This window comes from Micromonospora phaseoli, from assembly GCF_900109115.1.
GTDB classification, from domain to species: domain Bacteria; phylum Actinomycetota; class Actinomycetes; order Mycobacteriales; family Micromonosporaceae; genus Micromonospora; species Micromonospora phaseoli.
Map to the genome: position 1 here is coordinate 417803 of NZ_FNYV01000003.1, position 24095 is coordinate 441897.

The 24095-nt window shown below is 72.2% G+C and carries 22 protein-coding genes; 10 read left to right on the top strand and 12 right to left on the bottom strand.

The annotated features are described in order from the left end of the window. Positions 1 to 249 precede the first annotated feature (249 nt). The 7 genes from BMY89_RS10165 (at position 250) to BMY89_RS10195 (ending at position 8729) form a co-directional block, all read left to right on the top strand. Complete coding sequence (locus BMY89_RS10165; protein ID WP_092378457.1) at positions 250 to 1494, top strand: class I SAM-dependent methyltransferase; 1245 nt, start codon at positions 250 to 252, stop codon at positions 1492 to 1494. Between the two features lie 216 nt (positions 1495 to 1710). Then, entirely contained in the window at positions 1711 to 2805 is a 1095-nt protein-coding gene (locus BMY89_RS10170) for a sugar ABC transporter substrate-binding protein (RefSeq protein WP_092378460.1), read from the top strand. Positions 2806 to 2908: 103 nt separating this feature from the next. Further along, on the top strand, positions 2909 to 3727 hold the full coding sequence (locus BMY89_RS10175) for an ATP-binding cassette domain-containing protein (protein WP_092378463.1): 819 nt from the start codon (positions 2909 to 2911) through the stop codon (positions 3725 to 3727). After that, complete coding sequence (locus tag BMY89_RS10180; RefSeq protein ID WP_092378466.1) at positions 3724 to 4983, top strand: sugar ABC transporter permease; 1260 nt, start codon at positions 3724 to 3726, stop codon at positions 4981 to 4983. The genes BMY89_RS10175 and BMY89_RS10180 overlap by 4 nt, the downstream gene beginning before the upstream one ends. Before the next feature lie 29 nt (positions 4984 to 5012). Next, positions 5013 to 6194 (top strand): ROK family transcriptional regulator, encoded by a 1182-nt coding sequence (locus BMY89_RS10185; protein ID WP_092378469.1) that lies wholly within the window; start codon positions 5013 to 5015, stop codon positions 6192 to 6194. Between the two features lie 138 nt (positions 6195 to 6332). Beyond that, on the top strand, positions 6333 to 7070 hold the full coding sequence (locus BMY89_RS10190; protein ID WP_092378473.1) for a DUF4142 domain-containing protein: 738 nt from the start codon (positions 6333 to 6335) through the stop codon (positions 7068 to 7070). Positions 7071 to 7088: 18 nt separating this feature from the next. Continuing rightward, positions 7089 to 8729: a copper resistance CopC/CopD family protein gene (locus BMY89_RS10195; RefSeq protein ID WP_092378476.1), complete on the top strand. Its 1641-nt coding sequence runs from the start codon at positions 7089 to 7091 to the stop codon at positions 8727 to 8729. A 31-nt stretch (positions 8730 to 8760) separates the two neighbouring features. Here the strand turns inward: BMY89_RS10195 and BMY89_RS10200 are convergent, their stop codons facing one another. The 10 genes from BMY89_RS10200 to BMY89_RS10245 form a co-directional block, all read right to left on the bottom strand. Next, the gene (locus BMY89_RS10200) at positions 8761 to 9015 is read right to left on the bottom strand and encodes a hypothetical protein (RefSeq protein ID WP_092379261.1); all 255 of its coding nucleotides are present in this window, start codon (positions 9013 to 9015) and stop codon (positions 8761 to 8763) included. Positions 9016 to 9029: 14 nt separating this feature from the next. Next, complete coding sequence (gene tsaD / locus BMY89_RS10205) at positions 9030 to 10076, bottom strand: tRNA (adenosine(37)-N6)-threonylcarbamoyltransferase complex transferase subunit TsaD (protein WP_092378478.1); 1047 nt, start codon at positions 10074 to 10076, stop codon at positions 9030 to 9032. A gap of 7 nt (positions 10077 to 10083) precedes the next feature. Continuing rightward, complete coding sequence (gene rimI, locus BMY89_RS10210; RefSeq protein WP_092378481.1) at positions 10084 to 10536, bottom strand: ribosomal protein S18-alanine N-acetyltransferase; 453 nt, start codon at positions 10534 to 10536, stop codon at positions 10084 to 10086. Then, on the bottom strand, positions 10533 to 11210 hold the full coding sequence (gene tsaB, locus BMY89_RS10215; RefSeq protein ID WP_092379265.1) for a tRNA (adenosine(37)-N6)-threonylcarbamoyltransferase complex dimerization subunit type 1 TsaB: 678 nt from the start codon (positions 11208 to 11210) through the stop codon (positions 10533 to 10535). Before tsaB ends, rimI begins: the two co-directional genes overlap by 4 nt. Before the next feature lie 416 nt (positions 11211 to 11626). Further along, positions 11627 to 12787 carry a glycoside hydrolase family 11 protein gene (locus BMY89_RS10220; protein WP_170147625.1) on the bottom strand — a complete coding sequence of 387 codons (1161 nt, stop codon included), beginning with the start codon at positions 12785 to 12787 and terminating at the stop codon, positions 11627 to 11629. Positions 12788 to 13105: 318 nt separating this feature from the next. Then, complete coding sequence (gene ung, locus BMY89_RS10225; protein WP_092378487.1) at positions 13106 to 13807, bottom strand: uracil-DNA glycosylase; 702 nt, start codon at positions 13805 to 13807, stop codon at positions 13106 to 13108. Positions 13808 to 13867: 60 nt separating this feature from the next. Continuing rightward, positions 13868 to 14356 (bottom strand): tRNA (adenosine(37)-N6)-threonylcarbamoyltransferase complex ATPase subunit type 1 TsaE, encoded by a 489-nt coding sequence (gene tsaE, locus BMY89_RS10230; protein WP_092378490.1) that lies wholly within the window; start codon positions 14354 to 14356, stop codon positions 13868 to 13870. Then, positions 14353 to 15456 (bottom strand): alpha/beta fold hydrolase, encoded by a 1104-nt coding sequence (locus BMY89_RS10235; protein ID WP_092378494.1) that lies wholly within the window; start codon positions 15454 to 15456, stop codon positions 14353 to 14355. The genes tsaE and BMY89_RS10235 overlap by 4 nt, the downstream gene beginning before the upstream one ends. Further along, positions 15453 to 16571, bottom strand: a complete 1119-nt coding sequence (gene alr, locus BMY89_RS10240) for an alanine racemase (protein ID WP_092378497.1) — start codon at positions 16569 to 16571, stop codon at positions 15453 to 15455. The genes BMY89_RS10235 and alr overlap by 4 nt, the downstream gene beginning before the upstream one ends. 41 nt (positions 16572 to 16612) lie before the next feature. After that, positions 16613 to 18082: an NAD(P)H-hydrate dehydratase gene (locus tag BMY89_RS10245; RefSeq protein ID WP_092378501.1), complete on the bottom strand. Its 1470-nt coding sequence runs from the start codon at positions 18080 to 18082 to the stop codon at positions 16613 to 16615. Positions 18083 to 18234: 152 nt separating this feature from the next. Here BMY89_RS10245 and BMY89_RS10250 point away from each other — a divergent pair, with 152 nt between their 5' ends. Continuing rightward, complete coding sequence (locus BMY89_RS10250) at positions 18235 to 18582, top strand: hypothetical protein (protein ID WP_232521166.1); 348 nt, start codon at positions 18235 to 18237, stop codon at positions 18580 to 18582. Next, the gene (locus BMY89_RS10255; RefSeq protein WP_092378505.1) at positions 18579 to 20198 is read left to right on the top strand and encodes an alpha/beta hydrolase; all 1620 of its coding nucleotides are present in this window, start codon (positions 18579 to 18581) and stop codon (positions 20196 to 20198) included. Before BMY89_RS10250 ends, BMY89_RS10255 begins: the two co-directional genes overlap by 4 nt. 11 nt (positions 20199 to 20209) lie before the next feature. Here BMY89_RS10255 and glmS read toward each other — a convergent pair whose 3' ends face one another. Continuing rightward, positions 20210 to 22123 carry a glutamine--fructose-6-phosphate transaminase (isomerizing) gene (gene glmS / locus BMY89_RS10260; RefSeq protein ID WP_092378508.1) on the bottom strand — a complete coding sequence of 638 codons (1914 nt, stop codon included), beginning with the start codon at positions 22121 to 22123 and terminating at the stop codon, positions 20210 to 20212. Between the two features lie 156 nt (positions 22124 to 22279). Between glmS and BMY89_RS10265 the strand changes: the two genes are divergently transcribed. Continuing rightward, positions 22280 to 23473 (top strand): pyridoxal phosphate-dependent aminotransferase, encoded by a 1194-nt coding sequence (locus BMY89_RS10265; RefSeq protein WP_092378511.1) that lies wholly within the window; start codon positions 22280 to 22282, stop codon positions 23471 to 23473. A gap of 17 nt (positions 23474 to 23490) precedes the next feature. On the opposite strand, the gene BMY89_RS10270 is transcribed toward BMY89_RS10265, so the two are convergent. Then, a complete protein-coding gene (locus BMY89_RS10270) occupies positions 23491 to 24090 on the bottom strand; it encodes a PadR family transcriptional regulator (protein WP_170147626.1) in 600 nt (199 codons plus the stop codon). Between the last annotated feature and the right edge of the window lie 5 nt (positions 24091 to 24095).

Consider the following 24095-nt stretch of genomic DNA (forward strand, 5'->3'; position numbering starts at 1 on the left):
CCGCGCCTCCCGTGTCGCCTCTCAACCACCCGGTGCCGCCAGGTCGGCGAGCGGGCAACCATGCGCGATCAACTGGAGCACCTGCGGGGCACCCCCGCCACCGGTCGGCACATTGATCGTCTGCACTCCAGTGACTCGGTCATCGGCGTGTCGACTCACTGAAGTGCAGACGATCAAGCCGGGCCCCGGCGAGTGCCTGCCCCCCCCCGGCGGGTGGGTCGTCGTGGTGGGGGCCGGGAGAATGGGCGGGTGGATCTGGAGCAACTGGCCGCGTTGCGTACGCCTGAGGGGTCGGCCGCGCTCGACGCGGCGGACCGGGTGGCCGGCGGCGATCCGCTGGCCGCGGCCATGGCGCTTCGGGCGGCCGGGGTGCCGGCCGGACTCGCGGCGACGGCGCTGACCCAGGCGGAGCTGCGCCGCAGGGCGGTGGGCAAGTTCGGGCCGACAGCGGCCACGATGTTCTTCACCCGGGCGGGCCTGGAGCAGGCCACCCGCGCGGTGGTGGCACGACGCCGGGCGCACCGGCTGCGCGCCGCCGGGGTGGCCACGCTGGCCGACCTGGGCTGCGGGCTGGGTGCCGACGCGCTCGCCGCCGCCCGCGAGGGCATCCGGGTGTACGGCGTGGAGGCCGACCCGCTCACCGCCGTACTGGCCGAGGCGAACGCGCGGGCGGCCGGGCTGGCCGAGCTGTTCACCGTCGAGTGCGGCGACGCGACCGCGTTCGACGTGACCCGGGTGGCGGCGGTCTTCTGCGATCCGGCCCGCCGTCGGGCCGGCACCGGCCGCCGGATTTTCGACCCCAACTCGTACTCACCGCCGTGGGACTTCGTCACCGGCCTGGTCGAGCGGATGCCGTACACGGTGGTGAAGGTGGCACCCGGCATCGACCACGCCCTGATCCCGTCGGGCGCCGAGGCCGAGTGGGTCAGCGTCGACGGCGACCTGGTCGAGGCGACCCTCTGGGCCGGCCCGCTCGCCGAAACCCCCCGCCGGGCGACCGTAGTGAAGGAAGGGCCCCCGGTTAACGCCTCAGGTAGCAAAGGGGCCCCCTGTTATCACCCGGCCGGCGGCGAGTCGGTGCACCAGTTGACCGGGTCGGGGGCGCTGGAGGCGTCGGTCGGGCCGGTACGCCGCTTCCTGTACGACCCGGATCCGGCGGTGGTCCGCGCTCACCTGGTGGCCGAGCTGGCCATCGAACTGGACGCCTCGCTGGCCGACCCGACCATCGCCTACCTCTACGCCGACCAGGCGACGTCGACCCCGTACGCCCGCTGCCTGGAGGTGACCGACGTGTTGCCGTTCTCCCTCAAGCGGCTGCGGGCGCTGCTGCGGGAGCGCCGGGTCGGCCGGGTGGAGATCCTCAAGCGAGGCTCCGCGCTGGAACCGGAACGGCTCCGGCGTGACCTGCGGCTGGCCGGCGACCAGTCGGCGAGCCTGGTACTCACCCGGGTCGCCGGTGCCCCGACGGTGCTGGTCTGCCGCCCGACGGCGTGAACTCGACCCCGGCTCGGGCCGCAACACCACCTGACGCGTTTCGGGTCGAGACCGGCCGGTGGCGGCCGGGTGTCGACGGCGTTGCTGAATTGTTACCGCCGACAACAAACTCGTGACCACCGCACCCTTGTGCTGGCGAGTTGACGCGGAATACGTTGCCGGACACAACAAAACAAACACCGACACCCATCCCCCACCCTCGAAAGGACCCTGCACATGCGCAAGGGCTTCCTCGCCGTCGGCGCCGTGGGCCTGCTGGCCCTCGGCAGCATGACGGCCTGCGGTAACGACTCCGGCGACGACCAGGCCGGGTCCGACCAGACCCCGAAGATCGGCGTGATCCTCCCGGACAGCAAGTCCTCCGTCCGTTGGGAGAGCGCGGACCGCAAGTTCCTCGAAGAGGCGTTCAAGGCCGCTGGCGTCGAGTACGACATCCAGAACGCCCAGGGCGACAAGTCCGCCTTCCAGACCATCGCCGACCAGATGATCACCAGCGGCGTCACCGCGCTGATGATCGTCAACCTGGACTCCGGCACCGGCAAGGCCGTCCTCGACAAGGCCAAGTCGCAGGGCGTCGCGACCATCGACTACGACCGCCTCACCCTCGGCGGCTCGGCGGAGTACTACGTCAGCTTCGACAACGAGGCCGTCGGCAAGCTCCAGGGCGAAGGCCTGGTCAAGTGCCTGACCGACCAGAAGGTGGAGAACCCGGTCGTGGCGTACCTCAACGGGTCGCCGACCGACAACAACGCCACCCTGTTCAAGAACGGGTACGACTCGATCCTCAAGCCCAAGTTCGACGCGAACGAGTACACCAAGGGCCCGGACCAGTCCGTGCCGGACTGGGACAACGCCCAGGCCGCCACGATCTTCGAGCAGATGCTGACCCAGACCGGCGGCAAGATCGACGGTGTGCTGTCCGCGAACGACGGCCTCGGCAACGCCGCCATCTCGGTGCTGAAGAAGAACAACCTCAACGGCAAGGTCCCGGTGACCGGTCAGGACGCCGACCCGCAGGGTCTGCAGAACATCCTCGCCGGCGACCAGTGCATGACCGTCTACAAGGCGGTCAAGCAGGAGGCGGACGCCGCCGCCGAGCTGGCCATCGCGCTGGCCAAGGGCGAGCGCAAGGAGACCGGCCAGACGGTGAAGGACCCGGAGGGTGGCCGTGACGTGCCCGCCGTCCTGCTGACCCCGACGGCAATCTTCAAGGAGAACGTCAAGGACGTCATCGCCGACGGCTACGTGACGAAGGAGCAGGTCTGCACCGCCGACTTCGCCACGCTCTGCACCGAAGCGGGCATCAGCTGACCGCACCCGCCTAGGCGACGCCGCCCGGCACGGCAACCCCGTGCCGGGCGGCGCGACGCCGCTGGACGGTCCCGATCTCCCCTCCGCGAATAAGGAGAACCCCGTGTCCGCGACCCCACTGCTGGAGCTACGCGGGATCGACAAGAGTTTCGGTCCCGTCCAGGTCCTGCGCGACGTCGCCCTCTCCGCCTATCCCGGCGAAGTGACCGCGCTCGTCGGCGACAACGGCGCCGGCAAGTCGACCCTGGTCAAGTGCATCAGCGGCATCTACCCCACCGACGCCGGGCAGTTCGTCTTCGACGGCCGGCCGGTGAGCATCAACAGCCCGCGTGATGCCGCGTCGCTCGGCATCGAGGTCGTCTACCAGGACCTCGCGCTCTGCGACAACCTCGACGTCGTGCAGAACATGTTCCTCGGCCGCGAGAAGGTCAGCGGGATCGTTCTCGACGAGCCGACGATGGAGCAGATGGCCGCGGAGACCCTGGCCGGGCTCTCCGTGCGTACCGTCAAGTCACTGCGCCAGCACGTCTCCAGCCTCTCCGGCGGCCAGCGCCAGACCGTGGCGATCGCCAAGGCCGTGCTCTGGAACAGCAAGCTGGTCATCCTGGACGAACCGACCGCCGCGCTCGGCGTCGCGCAGACCGCCCAGGTGCTCGAACTGGTCCGCCGGCTGGCCGACAACGGCCTGGCCGTCGTGCTCATCTCGCACAACATGAACGACGTCTTCGCCGTCTCCGACCGGATCGCCGCGCTCTACCTCGGCCAGATGGTCGCCCAGGTGAAGACCACCGACATCACCCACGCCCAGGTGGTCGAGCTGATCACCGCCGGTCGCTCCGGCGGGCACGGGCCCGCCGCCGAAGCGGCCACCGGCGGCAACGGCGCGGCACCGGCCGGCACCACCCCAGGAGGCGTTTCATGAGCAGCACGGCCGTCAAGCAGGACGGGCCGGCCGCCGTCGCACCGGCACCCACCGTCGGCAGTCACGCCCGCGACTACTGGCGCCGGGTACGCGGTGGCGACATCGGCGCCCTGCCCGCCGTACTCGGCCTCTTCGTGCTCTGCACGGTCTTCTCGATCATGCGGCCGTCGTTCCTCACCGCCGGCAACCTCGCCAACCTGTTCACCCAGGGCGCGGCGGTCACCCTGATCGCGATGGGCCTGGTCTTCGTCCTGCTGCTGGGTGAGATCGACCTGTCGGCCGGCTTCGCCAGCGGCGTCTGCGCGGCGGTGCTGGCCAACGTGGTGACGGTGCTGGGATACCCGTGGTACGTCGCGGTGCTCGCCGCCGTCTTCACCGGCATCGTCATCGGCACCTCACTGGGTTTCCTGGTCGCCAAGGTCGGCATTCCCTCCTTCGTCGTCACCCTGGCCGGTTTCCTGGCCTTCCAGGGTGTGGTGCTGCTGCTGATGGAGGAAGGCCGCAACATCTCGGTACGCGACTCGGTGCTGGTGGCGATCGCCAACCGCAACCTGCCCCCGGCGCTCGGCTGGGCGCTCGCCGCACTCGCCGTCGCCGGCTACGCCGCCGTGCAGTTGCTCCGGTACCGCAGCCGCGCCACCCGGGGCCTGGTCAACGACCCGTTCACGGTGGTGCTGGCCCGAATCGGCGGGCTGACGGTCATCCTCGGCCTCGCGGTCTACGTGCTCAACCTGGAGCGCAGCCGCAACGTGCTGATCAGCTCGCTCAAGGGCGTGCCGATCGTGGTGCCGATCATCGCCGTACTGCTCGTGCTCTGGACGTTCGTGCTGCAGCGCACCAGCTACGGCCGGCACATCTATGCGGTCGGCGGTAACAAGGAGGCCGCCCGTCGGGCCGGCATCAACGTGGACCGGATCCGCATCTCGGTCTTCATGATCTGCTCGACGATGGCCGCGATCGGCGGCATCGTCGCCGCCAGCCGGGCCAACTCGGTCGACCCGAACACCGGTGGCAGCAACGTGCTGCTCTACGCCGTGGGCGCGGCCGTGATCGGCGGCACCAGCCTCTTCGGCGGCAAGGGCCGCGTCCTGGACGCGGTGCTCGGCGGCGCCGTGGTCGCGGTGATCGACAACGGCATGGGCCTGATGGGCTACAGCTCCGGCGTCAAGTACGTGGTCACCGGCGTGGTGCTGCTGCTGGCCGCCAGCGTCGACGCGCTGTCCCGACGACGAGCCGCCGCCACCGGTAACCGCTGACCCGCTCCACCGAAGGTAGTCACTCCCCGATGCGCGTAGGACCGAGCCAGGACGAGATCCGTCGACAGAATCTCGGTGCCCTGCTGCGCCACGTGCACCTGCACGGCGCCACCACGCGCGCGGAGTTGACCACCACGCTGGGGCTGAACCGGAGCACCATCGGCGCGCTCACCGCCGACCTCGCCGCGGCCGGCCTGGTGAGTGAGGGGGCGCCGAGGGAAACCGGCCGGGCCGGACGACCATCGCTGGTCGTCCGGCCCGAGTCGGACCGGGTGTTCGCGTACGCGTACAGCATCGAGGTGGACCGGCTGCGGGCCGCGCGGGTCGGTCTGGGCGGTGCGGTGCTCGACCGCCGGGAGCTGGACCGGCCACGCGGTCTCACCGCCACGGAGGCCGCGCCGCTGTTGGCCGGGGCCGTCAAGGAGATGCGGCAGGCGCTGCCGGAGGGCGCCGTCTGCGTCGGCGCCGGGGTGGCGGTCTGCGGCATGGTGCGCCGCGACGACGGTCTGGTCCGGCTCGGGCCGACCACCGGTTGGGTGGACGAGCCGATCGGCGCGGCGCTCGGCGCGGAACTCGGCGTCGACGTGCCGGTCACGGTGGGCAACGTGGCCGATGTCGCCGCCTTCGCCGAACATGCCCGTGGCGCGGCGGCCGGTTGCGACAACGTCATCTACCTCTACGGCGACGTCGGAGTGGGCGCCGGAATCATCGCCGGTGGCCGGCGACTGACCGGGCACGGCGGCTACAGCGGTGAGGTCGGGCACATGGTGGTGGTCCGCGACGGGGCGCGCTGCGAATGCGGCAACCGGGGCTGCTGGGAGACCGAGATCGGCGAGCACGGACTGCTCCGGGCCGCCGGCCGCTCCGACGCCCGGGGCCGGGACGCGATGCTGGCCGTCTTCGACGCCGCCGACCGGGGTGACGCCCGGGCCCAGAGCGCCGTACGCCAGGCCGGCGACTGGCTCGGCTTCGGCGTCGCCAACCTGGTCAACATCTTCAATCCGGAGATGGTCATCTTCGGCGGCACCATGCGCGACCTCTATCTGGCCGCCGCGGCCCAGATGCGCAGCCGGCTCAACTCCAACGGTCTGCCCGCCTGCCTGGAGCACGTACGGCTGCGCACCCCGAAGCTCGGCGAGGACGCCCCACTCGTCGGTGCCGCCGAACTCGCCTTCGACCGGCTGCTCGCCGACCCGCTCGACGTCGGCTGACCTCGACCGCGAGTCGGTTTCACCAACTGATGAACTGATCAGGCAAACCATCCGTACCAGTGTGCGGACGGCCGGGCCGACGGGTTCGGACGTCCGTCGCTCATACGATCGGTTCTCGTCCGAGGAGGCGCCGCAGACATGGCACCGCTGGATTCCGCTCGTCGCCGGCAGGGCAACCGGTCCCGTCGCTTGGCGGTGCTGCTCATCATGATCGCCGCAGGCATCGGCCTGCTGCCGGGCGTGGCGCTGGCCGCGCCCGCCGGTCAGCAACTCGCCGCCGCCGACCAGGCACTGCTCGACGGGGTACGGCTGGCCGGGCTCTGGGAGATGCCGGCCGGGCAGATGGCCGCCGAGAAGGGCCAGTCGCGGGTCGTCCGCGAGATCGGCGCGGAGATCGCCCGACAGCACGAGGAGCTGGACCGGCTCACCGTGGAGGCCGCCAACAAGCTCGGTGCCACCATCCCGAACACACCAACGGCGGAGCAGCAGGGTTGGCTGGACGAGATGAAGAACGCCAATGGCGCCCGCTTCGACCAGATCTTCGTCACCCGGCTGCGGGTCGCCCACGGCAAGATCTTCCCGGTTGTCGGTGCGGTCCGGGCCAGCACCCGCAACGCCGTCATCCGGGACCTGGCCAACGCGACGAACACCTTCGTCGGCGACCACATGGTCATGTTGGAGAGCACCGGACTGGTCCGCTGGGCGGAGCTGCCGCCCGCCGCGCTGCCCGCCCCCGGCAACGACGGCCTGTTGGCTGCCGCGTCGGCCAACACCGGCCCGCAGATCGGCGTCAGCAACACCCTGATCTGGGCGATCTTCCTCGGCGCCCTCGGCACCGGTGGTTTCCTCACGTACCGCATGTTCCGGCGTAGCTAGCCTCCGCCACGTGGACCGATGACCACCCGTACCCGGGCCGCTGCCCTACTCGGGCTGATCCTGGTTTCGTTGTGCGCCGCCCTGGGCCCAGCCGGCCCAGCGGCGGCGCACGCCGTCGTGGTGGCCACCACCCCGCAGCGCGACGAGGTTCTCGGGTACGCGCCACGCGAGGTGCTGGTGACCTTCAGCGAGACGATCGGTGTGGTCCCCGGCCGGGTGCAGGTCCTCGCGCCCGACGGCAAGCGGATCAACATCGGCGAGCCGGAGGTCCGGAATCGGACCATGCGGATCGCCCTGCGGCCCTCCGACCGTCCACTCGGCACCTACCTGGTCAGCTACCGCGTCATCTCGGCCGACAGCCATCCGGTCGCCGGCAGCTTCACCTTCGCCGCCGGGGCGCCGTCGGCGACCCCACCGACACCGCCGACGGAGTCCGAGAACCCGGCCGGGGCGCTGGTGCCGGCGGCGAAGTACATCGGATATCTGGGCCTGGTCCTGGCGGTCGGACCGCCGCTGCTCGTGGCCACCATGTGGCCCCGCCGCCGCTCCCGTCGGGGCGCGACGACAATGGCGCTGCTCGGGCTCGGCCTGGTCGCCGTCAGCACGGTGGGCACCTGGATCGGGCAGGCCGCCCAGGTGGTCGGCGCGCCGACCGGGCAACTCACCCCGGCCGACCTGCGCGCGGTCGCGGACAGCGACATCGGGGTGGTGCTGCTCGCCCGGCTGGCCCTGGTCGGCCTGGCCGCAGCCCTGGTGCCGGCGGTCGTGCGCGGCACGGCCGGCCGAGCACGCGGTGGTGCGCTGGCCGTGGTGGGCCTGGCCGGGATGGTCACCTGGCCGCTGGCCGGGCACCCCGTCGCCGCACCGCTGCCACCGGTGAGCATCGCGCTCGGCACCCTGCACATCGCCGGCGTGACCGTCTGGCTGGGCGGCCTGATCGCCCTCACCGTGTTCCTGCTGCGGGACACCCACGAACGGGTTCTCGGCCGGATCCTGCCCGCCTGGTCGCGGCTGGCCACCCTCGCGGTGGCCTGGCTGATCGCCGCCGGGCTCGGCCAGGCCGCGATCGAACTCGGCCGACCGTCGGCGCTGCTCGGCAGCACCTACGGACAACTGCTCTGCGCCAAGGCGGCGCTGCTGGCCGGGGTGCTGGTCGTGGCGGCCGGCCAGCGACGACTGATCAGCCGGCAGGACGCCGCCGGCCGGCCCCGACGGGTCGCCCGCGCGGCCGGCGTCGAACTCGCCGCGACGGCGGTGGTGCTGGCGCTGACCGCGGTGCTCGTGCAGACCCCACCCGGTCGTACGGCCGGCACCTCACCCGGCGGGGTGACCCGGGAGGGCGTCGCGCAGTCGCTGCGCACCAACCTGTTCACGCTCCAGTTCGACGTCTACCCGGCAGCCGCGGGCACCGCGAACAGCCTGCACGCCTACGTCTACACGCCACAGGCGAAGGAGCTGCCGGTGGTGGAGTGGACCATCACCGCCGCGCTGCCGGCGGCCGGCATCGAGCCGATCACCGTCGAGGTCGACGCGCTGGAACCACACCACGGCAGCGCCGAGATCCACTTCCCGACCGCCGGCGAGTGGACGCTGCGGATCACCGCCCGGACCAGCGAAATCGACCGCTCCACCGCCACCACCACGGTGACCATCCGCTGACGGGCCACCGCAGGGTTAAGTCGTCGACGGTTCAGCGGTCCACCTGGGTGAAGTCCCAGGCGTGTGGCGCGCGGGCGATCAGCATCACCGGCGGATCCGGCAGTGACCGGGGGCTGCTGCGCCACTTGGAGATCACCACCACCCGGTGGTCGGTGGAGGAGAAGACCTCACTGGACAGGTGCAGCGGGTCGTGTTCGAACTCGGGCAGGGCGGTGTCGCAGACCCAGGTGATCAGGTCGGCGAGCGCGTACGACTCCGCTCGTGCCTCCCACATCCGTACGATCACGTCGCCGTCCTCCCTCACACGCTGATCGTGGTCAACGGCATGGCCGAATCCGTGGGCAGGTCGAGCCGGCTCGGCGCGACACCCGAGGCGACCAGGTGCGCGCCGAGCGCCGCCACCATCGCGCCGTTGTCGGTGCAGAGCCCGGGTCGGGGAACGCGTACCCGGATGCCGTGTCGGGCGGCCCGTTGTTCGGCCATCGCCCGCAGCCGCGAGTTGGCCGCCACTCCCCCGCCGATCACCAGAGTCTCGATGCCGTTGGTACGGCAGGCGTCCAGCGCCTTGCCGACCAGCACGTCGCAGACCGCCTCCTGGAAGGACGCGGCCACGTCGGCGACCGGCACCGGCTCGCCGGCCCGCTGCCGTGCCTCCACCCAGCGGGCCACCGCGGTCTTCAGCCCGGAGAAGGAGAAGTCGTAGCGGTGCGCGGCGAGGTCCTTGGCGGCGGTCAGCCCGCGCGGGAAGGCGATCGCCGCCGGGTCGCCGGCCCGGGCCTCCCGGTCGATGTACGGCCCACCGGGGAAGGGCAGGCCGAGCAGGCGGGCCACCTTGTCGAAGGCTTCGCCGGCCGCGTCGTCGATGGTGGCGCCCAGCGGGGTCACCCCTCGGGCCAGGTCGTCGACCAGGAGCAGGGACGAATGCCCGCCGGAGACCAGCAGCGCGACCGCCGGTTCGGGCAACGGCCCGTGCTCCAGGGTATCCACGGCGACGTGCGCGGCCAGGTGGTTGACGCCGTAGACGGGTTTCTCGGCGGCGACCGCGTACCCCTTGGCCGCAGCCACCCCGACCAGCAGCGCGCCGGCCAGACCGGGACCCGCGGTGACCGCGATCGCGTCGATGTCGGCGAGGGTCACCCCCGCCTCGGTCAACGCCCGCTGCATGGTCGGCACGATGGCCTCCAGGTGCGCCCGGCTGGCCACCTCGGGCACCACCCCGCCGAACCGGGCGTGCTGCTCCACGCTGGATGCCAGCGCGTCGGCGAGCAGGGTGTGCCCGCGAACGATGCCGACGCCGGTCTCGTCGCACGAGGTCTCGATGCCGAGGATCAGTGGTTCGTCAGCCATGGGAGTCTCAGTCCTGGATGCGCTGCATCACCAGCGCGTCGGTGTTGCTCGGTTGGTAGTAGCCGCGCCGCACGCCGATCGGCTCGAACCCGTGCATCGCGTACAGCCGCTGCGCCGGCGCGTTGTCCGCGGCGACCTCCAGCAGCACCGCGCGTACCCCGAGGCGGGTGGCCTCGGCGAGCAGCGCTTCCAGCAGCAACCGCCCGACCCCACGGCGCTGCGCGTCGCGCCGGACCGCGATGTTCTGCACCCACGCCTCGTCGGGCGGGGCAAGAGCCAGCCCCGCGTAGCCGAGCACGGTGCCGTCATCGTCGGTCGCCACCCGGTAGAAATGCCCGTGCGACAGCTCGTTCCAGAACATCGCCGCGGACCACTGTTCGGCCCCGAAGAGATCCGCCTCGATCGGCAGCACCTCGTCGATGTGCCACCAGCGGAACGGGGCCGCATGCGCCGGGCTCACGGCAGGACCGGTTTGCGCGCGGTGGCCGCCACCGCATCGGGTCGGCGCAGGTAGAGCGGGGTCAACGGATCGCCGGGTGCGCCGGCACGGATCCGCTCGGCGGCGAGGGTGGCCAGCGCGCCCGCATCCGGGTAGCGCGGCTCGTCCCGCAGCGGCAGGCCCAGGGCATCGGCGTAGCGGTGGGCACCGTCACCGACGGCCGTGGTCGCGCCCAACTCCCGGGCCCGCTCGGCGGCCACCGCCGGCGCGCCGACCTCCGGACCGACCAGACGTTGGCCCGCACCGTCGTAGACCGCCCAGTAGATCTCCCGGCGTCGCGCGTCGGTCGCGGCCAGCACCGGCTCGCCGGCCGCCGCCGGATGGCCGATGGCGTCCAGCGAGCAGACACCGTACGCCGGAATGTCGAGCACCTGCCCCATGGTGGCGGCGGTGACCAGGCCCACCCGCAGCCCGGTGAACGGGCCGGGGCCGAGCCCGGCGACAATCGCGGCCAGGTCGACCGGGCGGGCGCCCGCGTCGGCGAGCACCGCCTCCACCTGCGGGGCCAGCAGTTCACCGTGGGCGCGGGCGTCGACCGTGCACCGTTGCGCCCGAGTGACCACCGAGTTCGCGGTGACCTCGACCAGCGCCGCGGTCACCGCCGGGGTCGAGCTGTCCACCACGAGTACGAGCACGGTGAACCAGCCTAGCCGCATCGCCTCCGGCCCTTGGACGCCCGCCCGCCATCGCCGCCGGGTCGTAGCGCTCGCGCGCACCGCACCCATGACGGTAAGTAGTCAGGACATTTAACGACGAAGGCACCTGGATCCCGGCGACCGAGGCGCTTGTGCCCCCGGTAACACCGAGGTCGGCAGCCCCGTACGGCGCCGTATCGCCAACATCAGGGCGCGGCGCCCTCGGTCGTGCTGAGCAGGGCTCCGTCACATCGCTTACCGCACTGTGACGGAGCCCTGCCGACCGAGGCTGGCACAGCGTCAGTCGCACCAGGCACCGGCGCTGTGATTGCACAGAGCAATCACTATTCAATACTGCTGTGGTTCTCAAGGAGGCACGGGGCCAGGCCCGTCAGAGCCCGGCCCCGAGCGACGGATCAGTTGCGGCGGCTCCACTGCTGGTTTGCTCCACCCCAGCAGCTGTACAGCTGGATCGCAGCCCCGTTACCGCTGCCACCGGCGTCGAGGCACAACCCTGACTGCACTCCGGTGATCGTGCCGTTGGAGTTGATGTTCCACTGCTGGTTCGCGCCGCTGTGGCAGTCATACAACTGGATCCGGGTGCCGTTGCTCGTGCTGGAGTTCGGCACGTCCAGGCACTTGCCGTTCACCGTCAGCTGCCTGCTGGAGGTGTGGGTGAACCGCTGGTTCGAGCCACCCCAGCAGTCATACAACTGGATCTGGGTGCCGTTGCTCGTGCTGGAGTTCGGCACGTCCAGGCACCGGCCGGACTCCTGACCGACGATCATCTGGCCGGAACCGCCACTGGGCGGCGGGGTGGTCGGGTTGGGCGGGTTGGTCGGGCCGGGGCCGGGGGTGCCGCCTTCCGAGACGGTGATGTCCGAGCTTCCCTGGCTCTGGTAACCCTCGGTGGCCATGATCTGGTAGTAGTGGTTGCCGAGGTTCAGGCCAGCGCGGGCCCAGGCGTCGAAGTGGTTGGCGGTGGTGATGGTGCCGCTGCTGCGCTTCTGCTGCCGGACGCTCCAGTACTGGTAGAACGTCTGGGTGCCGTCGATCGAGGGCTGGTTGACCCGCTGGCTGCGCAGAATGTCGTAGGTGCCGCCGTCGGTGGTGACGCTGCCGAGCCGGGTGGCGCCGCTGCTCGGGTTGTAGCTGCCGAAGTTCTCGACGATGTAGTACTCGACGAGCGGGCTGCGGGTCCAGCCGTACAGGGCGAGGTAGCTGTTGTTGTTGCCCGGGTTGTAGCTGCCCGAGTAGCTGATCGTGCGGCGGGTTCCGGGGTTCCAGCCCTTGCCGCCGACCCAGTTGTTGGTGCTCCTGCTCCACGAGCTGGTGTAGCGGCCGTTCTCGCGCAACACCATGCAGGCGTCGCCGCTGTCCTTCCAGAACGAGAAGAAGAACCCGTTGTGGGTGCCTTCCGTGTTCGAGCAGACCTGCCGGTCGGCCTCGGCGTGGGCGGGGCTGGCCGAGATCGCGACGGTGCCGGTGGTGGCCAACACTGCGGCGAAGGCTGCGGCAGCCAGCATCCTGACGCGGCCGCGTCGGCGACTCTTGGGGTGGGTGGGGACTTCGTTCATGGTGGTGTGCTTCTTCCTGCGAGAGGCGGCGTGACGTAATCGGCGGGGTGCGGGTGGTTGAGGGACGGTCACCACGTGTCGATGCCACGCCATGGTTGTACGAATTGCCGGACTGTCAGTTGGGTGGGTGCTCTAACTGCTACTTTCCGGTGCTACTGACCCCCAGACTGAAGACGTTAGCCAGCATCTATATTTCCGATATCGTTATCCAAGGATCGACGTTAGTCAAGGAATACCGGTAGACCGGCTCCACCGACCAACCAGGCGGATGCCACCACCCAGGCACGCGCGGGCGGCGGGGCGGGAGGAGCACACGGCTCAGCCGGCCGAGCGCTCCCAGTCGATTGTGGGCAGGCCGGCGTCGGCGAGCGCCTTGTTGGCCGCGCTGAACGGGCGGCTGCCGAGGAAACCGCGTGGGTTCATCGGGCTGGGGTGACCGGCCTCCAGGACCACGTGCTGCGGGTTGCTGACCAGCGCCGCCTTCTTGCGCGCATAGCCACCCCAGAGCAGCAACACCACCCGCGAGTCCAGCGCGTCGAGGGCCCGGATGGTCGCATCGGTGAACTGCTCCCAACCGCGGTTGGCGTGCGAGCCGGGGGTGCCCTGCCGCACGGTCAGCACCGAGTTGAGCAGCAGCACACCCTGCGCCGCCCAGCCGTCGAGGTTGCCGCTGCGCGGCTTCGGCACGCCCAGATCCTCGCCCAGCTCCTTGAAGACGTTGCGCAGCGACGGTGGCACCGACACACCCTCGCGCACGCTGAAGCTGAGCCCGTGGGCCTGACCGACGCGGTGGTAGGGATCCTGCCCGAGGATCAGCACCCGGCAGGCCGACGGCGGGCAGAGCCGATAGGCCGAGAAGAGATCCTCCACCGGCGGAAAGACCGGGCCGGCGGCGTACTCCGCAGCGACGAACTCGCTCAACGCGGACATCCGGGCCGGGTCGAGATGAGGCGCCAGCACCGCCCGCCACTCGTCGGGGAGCAGCGCCAGCAGGTCGGGAGCGGGGGTGTCGTCGGGCATCGGCAACCTTTCACCGGTCGGAACGTCTGCGGGCACTGTAGGCACCGGGTACGACAGCGCTCAGCCCCGGGCGGTGAGGGCCCCGAGGCGCTGCGCCCAGTCGCCACCGACCGGCTCCAACTCCGCCGTCCGGGTGTCGTCGTCGTGCCGATGCAGGCGGATCTGCAGATGGGCGTCGGCCAGTTGCTCGACGAGTCCTTCGCCCCACTCGACCACGGTCACCGAGTCGTCGACCGACGCGTCAAGGTCGAGGTCGTCGATCTCGGCCCGGGGGTCGCCCGCGTCGCCCAACCGGTACGCGTCGGCGTGCACCAACGCCACCTGCCGCCCGTCGACCGGATCGGGGCGGTGCACCCGGGCGATCACGAAGGTCGGCGAGGTGATGTCACCGAGCACTCCCAGCCCGGCCCCGATCCCCTGGGTCAACGCGGTCTTGCCGGCACCCAGGGGGCCGGTGAGCAGCACCAGGTCGCCGGCGCGCAGGAGCTGCGCCAGCCGCCGGCCGAACGCGTGCGTGTCCGCGACGGCCGGCAGTTCGAACCGGATCACGACTCGTCCCGCTCGCAGGTGTCGAGGAATCGGCTCAGCGCGACGTTGACCTCGTCGGCGTGCTCCAGCATCACCACGTGCCCGCTGTCCTGGATCTGGACGAACTCGGCGTGCGGCAGTCGCCGGACGATCTCCTCGGAATGGATCAGCGGCGTGATCATGTCCTTGTCTCCGACGATCACCAGGACCGGTGTGCCCTCCAGCGCGGCCAGCGCGGGGAACCGGGAGTGGGTCGCCAGCGTACGCAGGTAGCGGGTCACCGTGTCGGCGGAGGTACGGGAGTTCATCTGCTCCACGTACGACACCAGGGCCGGGCTCGGCTTGGCAGTGCCGAAGCCGTACCTGCGGGTGAGCAGCCAGGCCACGTTGCTGGTCGACCTGCGGGCCCGGTCGATCACCGGCCCGCCGTAGCGGGTCACGTTGCCGGCCATGTAGAGCACCGGTGCGCCGACCCGGCCGAGCAGGGCGGGCGCGACCAGCTTCGTCTCCGCCAGCATCCCGCCCGAGGTGGCCATCAGCACGGTGCCCACCACCCGGTCGCCGAACATCTCGGGGAACAGCTCGGCCAGCGACATGATGGTCATGCCGCCCATCGAGTGGCCGACCAGCACCAGCGGCCCGTCCGGTGCCACCTCGTCGATCACCCGGCGGAGCGTGTGTCCGAGCGCGACCAGGTCGTACTCGCCGCTCTCCAGCCGCCCCGACCGGCCGTGCCCGGGCTGGTCGTACGCGACGATCCGGTGCTCGCCCCGCTGCGCCAGCATCTTGCGCTGGAAGTGGAAGGTGCCCATGTCCAGGCAGAAGCCGTGCACCAGCACCACGGTCGGATTGTCCGCGACCGGCCGGGTCGGCTCGACGACCTCGACGTGGATGTCGGTGCCGTCGGGCATCTCCAGCCGGTACGCCGCGTCGGAGCGCTGCTCGCCGAAGACCTCGTCGGCGTACGGGTCGGCGGGATCATCCTTGAACCGGCGGACCAGGGCGCGTTCCGTGGCGACACCGGCGGCCAACCCGGCGGCGGCCACGCCGAACACCGCACCGACCAGGCCGGCAGCCTTTCCCACGGTGGTCCGGGGCCGCGGGATGCGCAACCCCGTCATACCGGGTGACCGTCGTAGACCCGGGGTACCCGGGTACTGCCGAACCGGGTGACGATCTCGTAGTTGATGGTGCCGACCGCCTCGGCCCAGTCGTCGGCGGTGGGGCCACCGTCGGTGCCGTCGCCGAACAGGGTGACCACGTCGCCGGCGGCCACCGGGTCGTCGCCGCAGTCGAGCACGAACTGGTCCATGCAGACCCGGCCGGAGATGGTCCGCCGAACTCCGCCGAGCTGCACCGGGCCGGAGTTCGAGGCGTGCCGGGGTACGCCGTCGGCGTAGCCGAGTGGCACCACGGCCAGGTTCGCCTCGCGCTCGGTGGTGTAGGTGTGGCCGTACGAGACGCCCGAGCCGGCCGGGACGCGCTTGGTCAGCATCACCCGGGCCCTGGCGGTCATCGCCGGGCGCAGCCCGTAGGTCTGGCCCGCCACCGGTGAGAGGCCGTAGACGGCCAGTCCCGGGCGGACCAGGTCGAAGTGGGTGTCAGGCCGGGTCAGCGTGGCCGCCGAGTTGGCCAGGTGTCGGTAGCGCGGGTGCAGCCCGGCCCGCTCGACCATCTCCAGTCCCTCGTGGAAGACGGCCAGCTGACGGTCGGTGGTCGGATGACCGGGCAGGTCCGCGTAGACGAAGTGGCTCCACACCCCGACCACCTCCACCAGTCCGTCGGCCTGCGCCTTGGCCGCGGCGTCGAGCAGGGTGGGCCAGTCGGCGACGGTCGCCCCGCCCCGGGCCAGGCCAGTGTCGATCTTCAAGTGCAGTCGGGCCGGCCGCCCGGCGGTCCGGCTCGCCTCGATCATCTCGTCGAGCTGCGGGAGGCTCGCCACCCCCAGGTCGACACCAGCGGTGACGCCGGTGTGCAGCGGCAACCCCGGCGCGAGCAGCCAGGCCAGCACCGGGGCGTCGATGCCGGCCGCGCGTAGCGCCAGCGCCTCGTCCAGGGTGCAGACGCCGAGCCAGTTCGCCCCGGCGTCGAGCGCGGCCCGGGCCGCCGGCACCATGCCGTGGCCGTAGCCGTCACCCTTGACCACCGCCATCACCTCGGCGACGGTGCCGGCGCGCAGCCGGTCGACGTTCTCCCGGATCGCGTCAAGGTCCACACGTACCTCGGCCTGCCACATGGCCCCAGCCTACTTTCCGCGCTGATCACCGCGGCGGGTACTCAGGTCAGGTCGGCCAGCACCGGGCGCAGCGCGGCGGCCACGTCCGGCGCGGTCACCGGGCCGCCCCGGGCCGCCTCCCGGCCGGCGAGCCCGTGCAGGTACGCCGCCACGGCGGCGGCCCGCTCCGCGGGCAGCCCCGCCGCGAGCAGCGAACCGAGCAGGCCGGCCAGCACATCGCCGGTGCCCCCGGTGGCCAGTGCCGCAGTGCCCGTCGGGTTGACGTACGCCCGGCCGTCCGGCGTGCCGATCACCGTGCGATCCCCCTTGAGCAGCACCACCGCGTTCATCCAGGCGGCCAGCCGCAGCGCGGCGGCGACCCGGTCGGCGCCGGGTTCCTCGCCGCAGAGCCGGGCGAACTCCCGGTCGTGCGGGGTGACCACGATCGGTGCGTCCCGCCGGCGCAGCTGATCGGCGAGGGAGCCGTCCACCAGCAGGGTCAGCGCGTCGGCGTCCAGCACCACCGGCACCGGCGCGGCGAGCACCGCTCGCAACTCCGCCGCGGCCTGTTGACCGGTGCCGAGCCCCGAACCACACACCCACGCCTGGACCCGGCCGGCGTCGGCGACCCGATCGGCGGCGATCACCGACGGGTGGTTGCGCACCACCTCGTCCCGGGCACTTCCGGCGTAGCGGACCAGGCCCGTCGGGCCGGCCAGCGCGCCACCGACGGAGAGCACCGCCGCACCGGGGTACGTCGCGGACCCGGTGGCCAACCCGACCACGCCCCGGGTGTACTTCTCGGCGGCGGCGGCGAGGGTGGGCCACCAGTCGGTCACGTCCGAGCGCTCCACGACGTGCAGCGCCGGGCTGCCCCGTAGCCACGGCGCCAACCCGATGTCGACCAACTCCACCTGGCCGGCCAGGGCCGCGGCGGGTCCGACCGCCAGGGCCGGCTTCAGCGCGCCGAAGGCCACCGTCACGTCGGCGCGTACCGCGTTGGGTCGGCCGGACCCGGTCACCGGCACCGCCCCGGTGTCCACCGCGACGCCGCTGGGCACGTCCACCGCCACCACGGTCGCCCGGGCACCGTCGCGCCCCCGGTGGCTCGGCAGGCTCGCCGCCAACTGCTCGGCGCGCCCCCGCAGCCCACCCTGGCCACCGATCCCGACGATCCCGTCGAGCACCAGGTCGAGAAGGGCCGGCGGACGGTCCACGACCCGCCCACCGGCGCCGCGCAGCGCAGCCAGCCCCTCGGCGTGGGCCCGCTCCGGGTGCAGCAGCAGGGCCGACACGGTCGCGCCGCGCCGAGCCAGGCGGGCGCCGGCGTACAGCGCGTCACCGCCGTTGTCGCCGGAGCCGACGAGCAGCAGCACCGGGGCGGCGTAGACCCCGCCCCGCTCGGCGAGCAGGAGCGCACAGCGCCGGGCCAGTCCGGCGGCGGCGCGTTGCATCAGCGTGCCGGGCGGCACGGTGGCCATCAGTGCCGCCTCCGCCGCGCGGACGTCCGCCACCCGCCAGACCGGTCTCATGCCGCACCCCGTTCCGCGTCGGCGATCACGCGGCCCACCCTACCGGCGGGCGGGCCGCAAGATAGCCCGTCGGCCGCGCACCGGCAACGCCTGTGGACGACCACGGGGTACGCCCGCCGTCGCTTGTCCACAGGGCACGGCGGCATCGTCCGGTGCCGCCTAGCGTCGTCGGCGTCGTGGTGGACGGGGGCTGGGAGGAACCGATGGCCGACGAGGAGTTGACCGTGCGTCCGGAGCTGCTGCACCGGGTTGGGCGGTCACTGGGCGACACCGGCTACCGGCTGACCCACGGGCTGTCCGGCGTGCCGGGGCTGGCGGCACCGGCACCGGACTGGTCGGCGGCGGCGGCGCTGGCCATGCTGGAGGCGTCCGTGCACGCCTGGTCCGGGCGACTCGGTTCCCGGGTGGCGGAGACCGGCGACGCGGTGCTGACCGCCGCCGGGGCGTACGAGTCGGTGGACGATCGGGCCGCCGCGCGACTCTCCGTCCTGCCCCGATGACCGGGCCGACGCCGACCCGCGTGGCATCGGGGCAGGTCGGCTACGCCCAGCTGGCCACGGCGGATCCGGCCGCCTGGCGGGCCGCCGGGACGGCCTGGGCGAGCCTGGCCGGGCTGGCCCGGCGGCGGGCCGGCGAGCTGGCCGACGGGGCGACGGCGCTGCGCTCCGGCTGGTCGGGCTCCGCCGCCGGGTCCGCCGGTGCGCGACTGTCCGGGCTGCGGGCGGAGCTGGTCGCGCTGGCCCCGGCGGCGATCGAGACCGACCAGGTGCTCGCCGAGTTCGCCGCGCGGCTGGTGGCCGCCCGAGCCCGGCTGGCCGGCGCGGTTGCCCTCGCCGACACGGCGGGTGTGCTGATCGACCGTTGGGGCCGGGTACGCCCCGACCCCGCTCGGGTGCCGGCGGACCGCGCCGGTCCCACCGTCGTCCAGGTCTCCACGGCCCTGCGGGACGCCCTGGACCTGGCCGCCGCGGCCGACCGGGAGGCCGCCGTACGCCTCGCTCGGCTCTCCGAGGGGGCCGATTCGGGCTGGGTGGCCCGGCCGCCACCGGACCGGCCCGCGCCGGACGCCGACCCCACCCTGGTGCACCGGTGGTGGACCGGGCTCACCCCGGCCGAGCGACGCTGGCTGGTGGCGCACGAACCCGAGCTGGTCGGTCCGCTCGACGGGGTGCCGCCGGCCGATCGTGACCAGGCCAACCGGCTGCTGCTCGGCACCCGGCGGGAGGCCCTGCTCGCCCGCTGGGAGCAGCTGCTGGGGCGGGTGCCACGCGGGCCGCTGGAGCTGGCCGGGCTGCGTGGCGTCGAGGCAGCCCTGGCCGGCCTGGACGCGCTCACCGTCCGGCTGGAGTCACCCCAGCCGCCCCGGGCGTATCTGCTGGGACTGGACGTCGGCGGCGAGGGACGGGCGGTGGTGGCGCTGGGCAACCCGGATCGGGCCACCGACGTCCTGACCTACGTGCCGGGCATGGGCTCCGGGCTCGACGACGCCACCGGGGAGCTGGGCCGGGCGGCGCGGGTGCTGGCCCGCTGCGCAGAGTTGGCGCCCGGCGAGGAGACCTCGGCGGTGCTCTGGCTGGACTACGACGCCCCCGACTTCCTGCACGAGGCGGCCGGGGACGGGCAGGCCCGCGCGGCCGGCGACGCGCTGCACCGGTTCCAGGAGGGGCTGCGGGCCAGCCACGACGGGTCACCGGCGCGACAGACCGTGCTGGGGCACAGTTACGGATCGCTGGTGGTGGGCACGGCCGCGCGCGATCACGGGCTGGCCGCGGACGCGCTGGTCTTCGTCGGCTCACCCGGGGTGGGGGTGGCGCACGCGGCCGAGTTGGGGCTGCCGCCCGGGCAGGTGTGGGCCAGCACCGCCCCGGACGACGTGATCCGACTGACCCGCCCGCCGGGCGACCTGGCCCGGCAGGCGGTGCTCGGTGCCTCCCCGATCGGCGCGATCGCGGGATTGCTGGACGGGCCGAGCGACGAACGCTGGTTCGGGCGTGACCCGACCGGGCCGGCCTTCGGTGCCCGGAGCTTCCCCAGCGGCCGGTACGGCCACACCGGCTACTGGGATCCGGCCAACCCGGCCCTGGACGGCATGGCCCGCATCGTGCTCGGCCAGTGACCGCCCGAGGGCTACTCCACGGTGACGGACTTGGCGAGGTTGCGCGGCTGGTCGACGTCGTGTCCCCGAGCGGCGGCGATCTCGGCCGCGAACACCTGTAGCGGCACGGTGGTGACCAGCGGGGCGAGCAGCGTCGGCGTACGCGGCACGTAGATCAGGTGGTCGGCGTAGCGGACGACGGACTCGTCGCCCTCCTCGGCGATCACGATGGTGCGGGCGCCTCGGGCGCGTACCTCCTGGATGTTCGAGACGACCTTGTCGTGCAGCAGCCCGCGGCCGACCGGCGACGGCACCACGCAGATCACCGGGGTGCCCTGGTCGATCAGCGCGATCGGGCCGTGCTTCAGCTCGCCCGCGGCGAAGCCCTCGGCGTGCATGTACGCCAGCTCCTTGAGCTTCAGCGCGCCCTCCAGCGCCACCGGGTAGCCGACATGCCGGCCGATGAACAGCACCGTCGGTTCGGAGCGCAGCTCCCGGGCCAGCTCCCGGACCGGCTCGATCCGCCCGAGCAGGTCCCGCAGCTTGTCCGGCACCTGGTGCAGTTGCTCGACCACGGCCGCCACCTCGTCGGCGAACTTGACGCCGCGCACCTGGGCCAGGTGCAGGCCGATCAGGTAGCAGGCGGCGAGCTGGGTCAGGAACGCCTTGGTGGAGGCGACGGCGATCTCCGGCCCACCGTGGGTGTAGAGGACCGCGTCGGACTCCCGGGGGATGGTGGAGCCGTTGGTGTTGCAGATCGCCAGCACCCGGGCCTTCTGCTCCTTGGCGTGCCGCAGCGCCATCAGGGTGTCCATCGTCTCGCCGGACTGCGAGATCACCACGATCAGCGTGGACCGGTCGAGCACCGGGTCGCGGTAGCGGAACTCGCTGGCCAGCTCCACCTCGCAGGGGATCCGGGTCCAGTGCTCGATGGCGTACTTGGCCACCAGGCCCGAGTGGTACGCGGTACCGCAGGCGACGATGAAGATCTTGTCGACGTCGCGCAGGTCCTGGTCGCTGAGCCGGACCTCGTCGAGCATGATCTCGCCGGTCTCGGTCAGCCGGCCGAGCAGCGTGTCGGCGACCGCCTGCGGCTGCTCCTCGATCTCCTTGAGCATGAACCAGTCGTAGCCACCCTTCTCGGCGGCCGAGGAGTCCCAGTCGATGTGGAAGTCCTTGCCGCTGGCGGGCTGCCCCTCGAAGTCGGTGATCTCGATGGTGTCGGCGGTGATCAGGACGATCTGGTCCTGACCCAGCTCGACCGCCTCGCGGGTGTACTCGATGAACGCGGCGACGTCGCTGGCGAGGTAGTTCTCCCCGTTGCCGCGGCCGACCACCAGCGGTGAGTTGCGGCGTGCGCCGACCACCGCGCCGGGCACCGCCGCGTCCACGGCGAGCAGCGTGAAGGCACCCTCCAGCCGCTGGCAGACCACCCGCATGGCGGCGGCGAGCAGCTGCGGTCCGTCCGGCTGACCGGCCGAGCGCAGGTCGGCCAGGGCAACGGCGAGCAGATGCGCCGCGCACTCGGTGTCGGTGTCGCTGAGGAACTGGACGCCGTCGTCCTCCAGCTCGGTGCGGAGCTTGGCGAAGTTCTCGATGATGCCGTTGTGGATCACCGCGACCCGGCGGTCGGGCGACAGGTGCGGGTGGGCGTTGCGGTCCGTCGGTCCGCCGTGGGTGGCCCACCGGGTGTGCCCGATGCCGGTGGTGCCGTCGCCGATGCCGATCGGGCTGGCGCCGCAGCCGCTCGGGTCCTCGGCGGCCCGCTCGGAGAGCACCTTCTCCAGGTTGGCCAGCTTGCCGGCCTTCTTCTCGGTCAGCAGCTCCCCGTCGCAGACGACGGCGACGCCGGCCGAGTCGTAGCCGCGGTACTCCAGCCGCCGCAAGCCGTCGAGCACGATGCCGAGCGCCGGTCGGTCACCGGCGTAACCCACGATTCCACACATGGGTCGCAGCCTAACCAGTTTCGCTCACGATGTCTGCTCGAAAGTCGGGTAAACAATCACGGAATTTGAGCGATCGGGGGCTGACGGTGATCAAGGTCGTAAAGCACGCAGGCGGATCCGGGCGGCACCACCGGGTGCACCCGTACCCTGGCGGGCGTGACGAGCACCGATGTCGACCCGCTGGTGACCCGGATGCGCCCGTTCGGGACGACGATCTTCGCCGAGATGTCCGCCCTCGCCGTGCGTACCGGCGCGGTCAACCTCGGACAGGGCTTTCCGGACACCGACGGTCCACCGGAGATGCTCGCCAGCGCGGCCGAGGCGCTGCGCTCCGGCCACAACCAGTACCCGCCGGGTCCCGGCATCCCCGCGCTGCGCGCCGCCGTGGCGGCACACCAGCGCCGGTTCTGGGGTCTGGAGTACGACCCGGACGGCGAGGTGGTGGTGACCGCCGGGGCCACCGAGGCGGTCGCCGCCGCGATTCTCGCCCTCTGCGAGCCCGGCGACGAGGTGGTCTGCTTCGAGCCGTACTACGACTCGTACGCCGCCTCGATCGCGCTGGCCGGCGCGGTGCGACGACCCGTCACCCTGCGTCCCGGCCAGGACGGGCGGTACGCCTTCGACCCGGCCGCGCTCCGCGCCGCCTTCGGCCCCCGCACCCGGCTGGTGCTGCTCAACTCCCCGCACAACCCGACCGGCAAGGTGTTCACCCCGGCCGAGCTGTCACTGATCGCCGAACTCTGCCAGGAGCATGGCACGTACGCGGTGACCGACGAGGTGTACGAACACCTGGCCTTCACCGACGCCACGAGCGGGCATGTGCCACTGGCCACCCTGCCGGGAATGTGGGAACGCACCCTGCGGATCTCCTCGGCCGGCAAGACCTTCTCCTGCACCGGCTGGAAGGTGGGCTGGGCCAGCGGGCCGGCCGCGCTGGTGTCGGCGGTGCTGCGGGTCAAGCAGTTCCTCACCTTCGTCAACGCCGCGCCCCTGCAACCCGCGGTCGCGGTGGCACTCGCGCTGCCCGACTCCTACTTCACCGACTTCCGGGCGGGTCTGCAGGCCCGCCGGGACCAGTTGGTCGGCGGGCTGACCGACGCCGGCTTCGACGTGCTCGCGCCGGAGGGGACGTACTTCGTCACCGCCGACATCACCGCCCTCGGCGGGCACGACGGCGTCGAGTTCTGCCGCACGCTGCCCGAACGCTGTGGCGTGGTGGCCGTACCCACCCAGGTCTTCTACGACGATCCCGAAGCCGGCCGCCGGTTGATCCGGTTCGCCTTCTGCAAGCGTCCCGAGGTGCTCACCGAAGCGGTCTCCCGGCTGCGCCGAGCGCAGCCGGGACGCTGACCGGCGGGTACCCGCGCTCAGCCGGCGGCGCGCGTCGTGCCGGCCTGTTCCGAACCGGTAACCGGTGCGGCGGTCGCCAGGTCGGCCAGCACCTTTGCGCCGTCGGCGAGCAGCACCGCCTCGGCGTGGTCGATGAAGGCGAGATCGGCCTCGACGTGCCGGCTCGCCGCGGCGAGCAGCAGCCCGACCACCGGGTCGTCGGCCCGACGCCGTAACCCGTCGAGGTTGCGCAGCTCGCGCATGAGGTGGCCGCGCTGATTGCCCAGCACCGTCCGGACCGTCTGCCCGGACCCCGACCGGGCGGCGGCGGTGACCTTGAGGAAGAAGTCGTCCCGGAAGCCACCGCTGCGCGGGCTCGGCTCGTTCAACCAACGGTCCAGCTCGGCGCGGCCGCCGGGCGTGATCTCGTAGACCACCCGGTCCGGCTTGACCGGCTGGGGCTGCCGCTCGGCGAGCACCATGCCGTCGCGGGAGAGCCGGTCCAGGATCTGGTAGAGGTGCCCGATGTTCAGCGCACCCCACTGTGGACCCACGGCGTCCTCGAAGGAGCCCTTCAGCTCGTAGCCGTAGCTGGGGCCGCGGGCGAGCAGGGCCAGGACCGCGTGCTGGATCGCCACCGTCT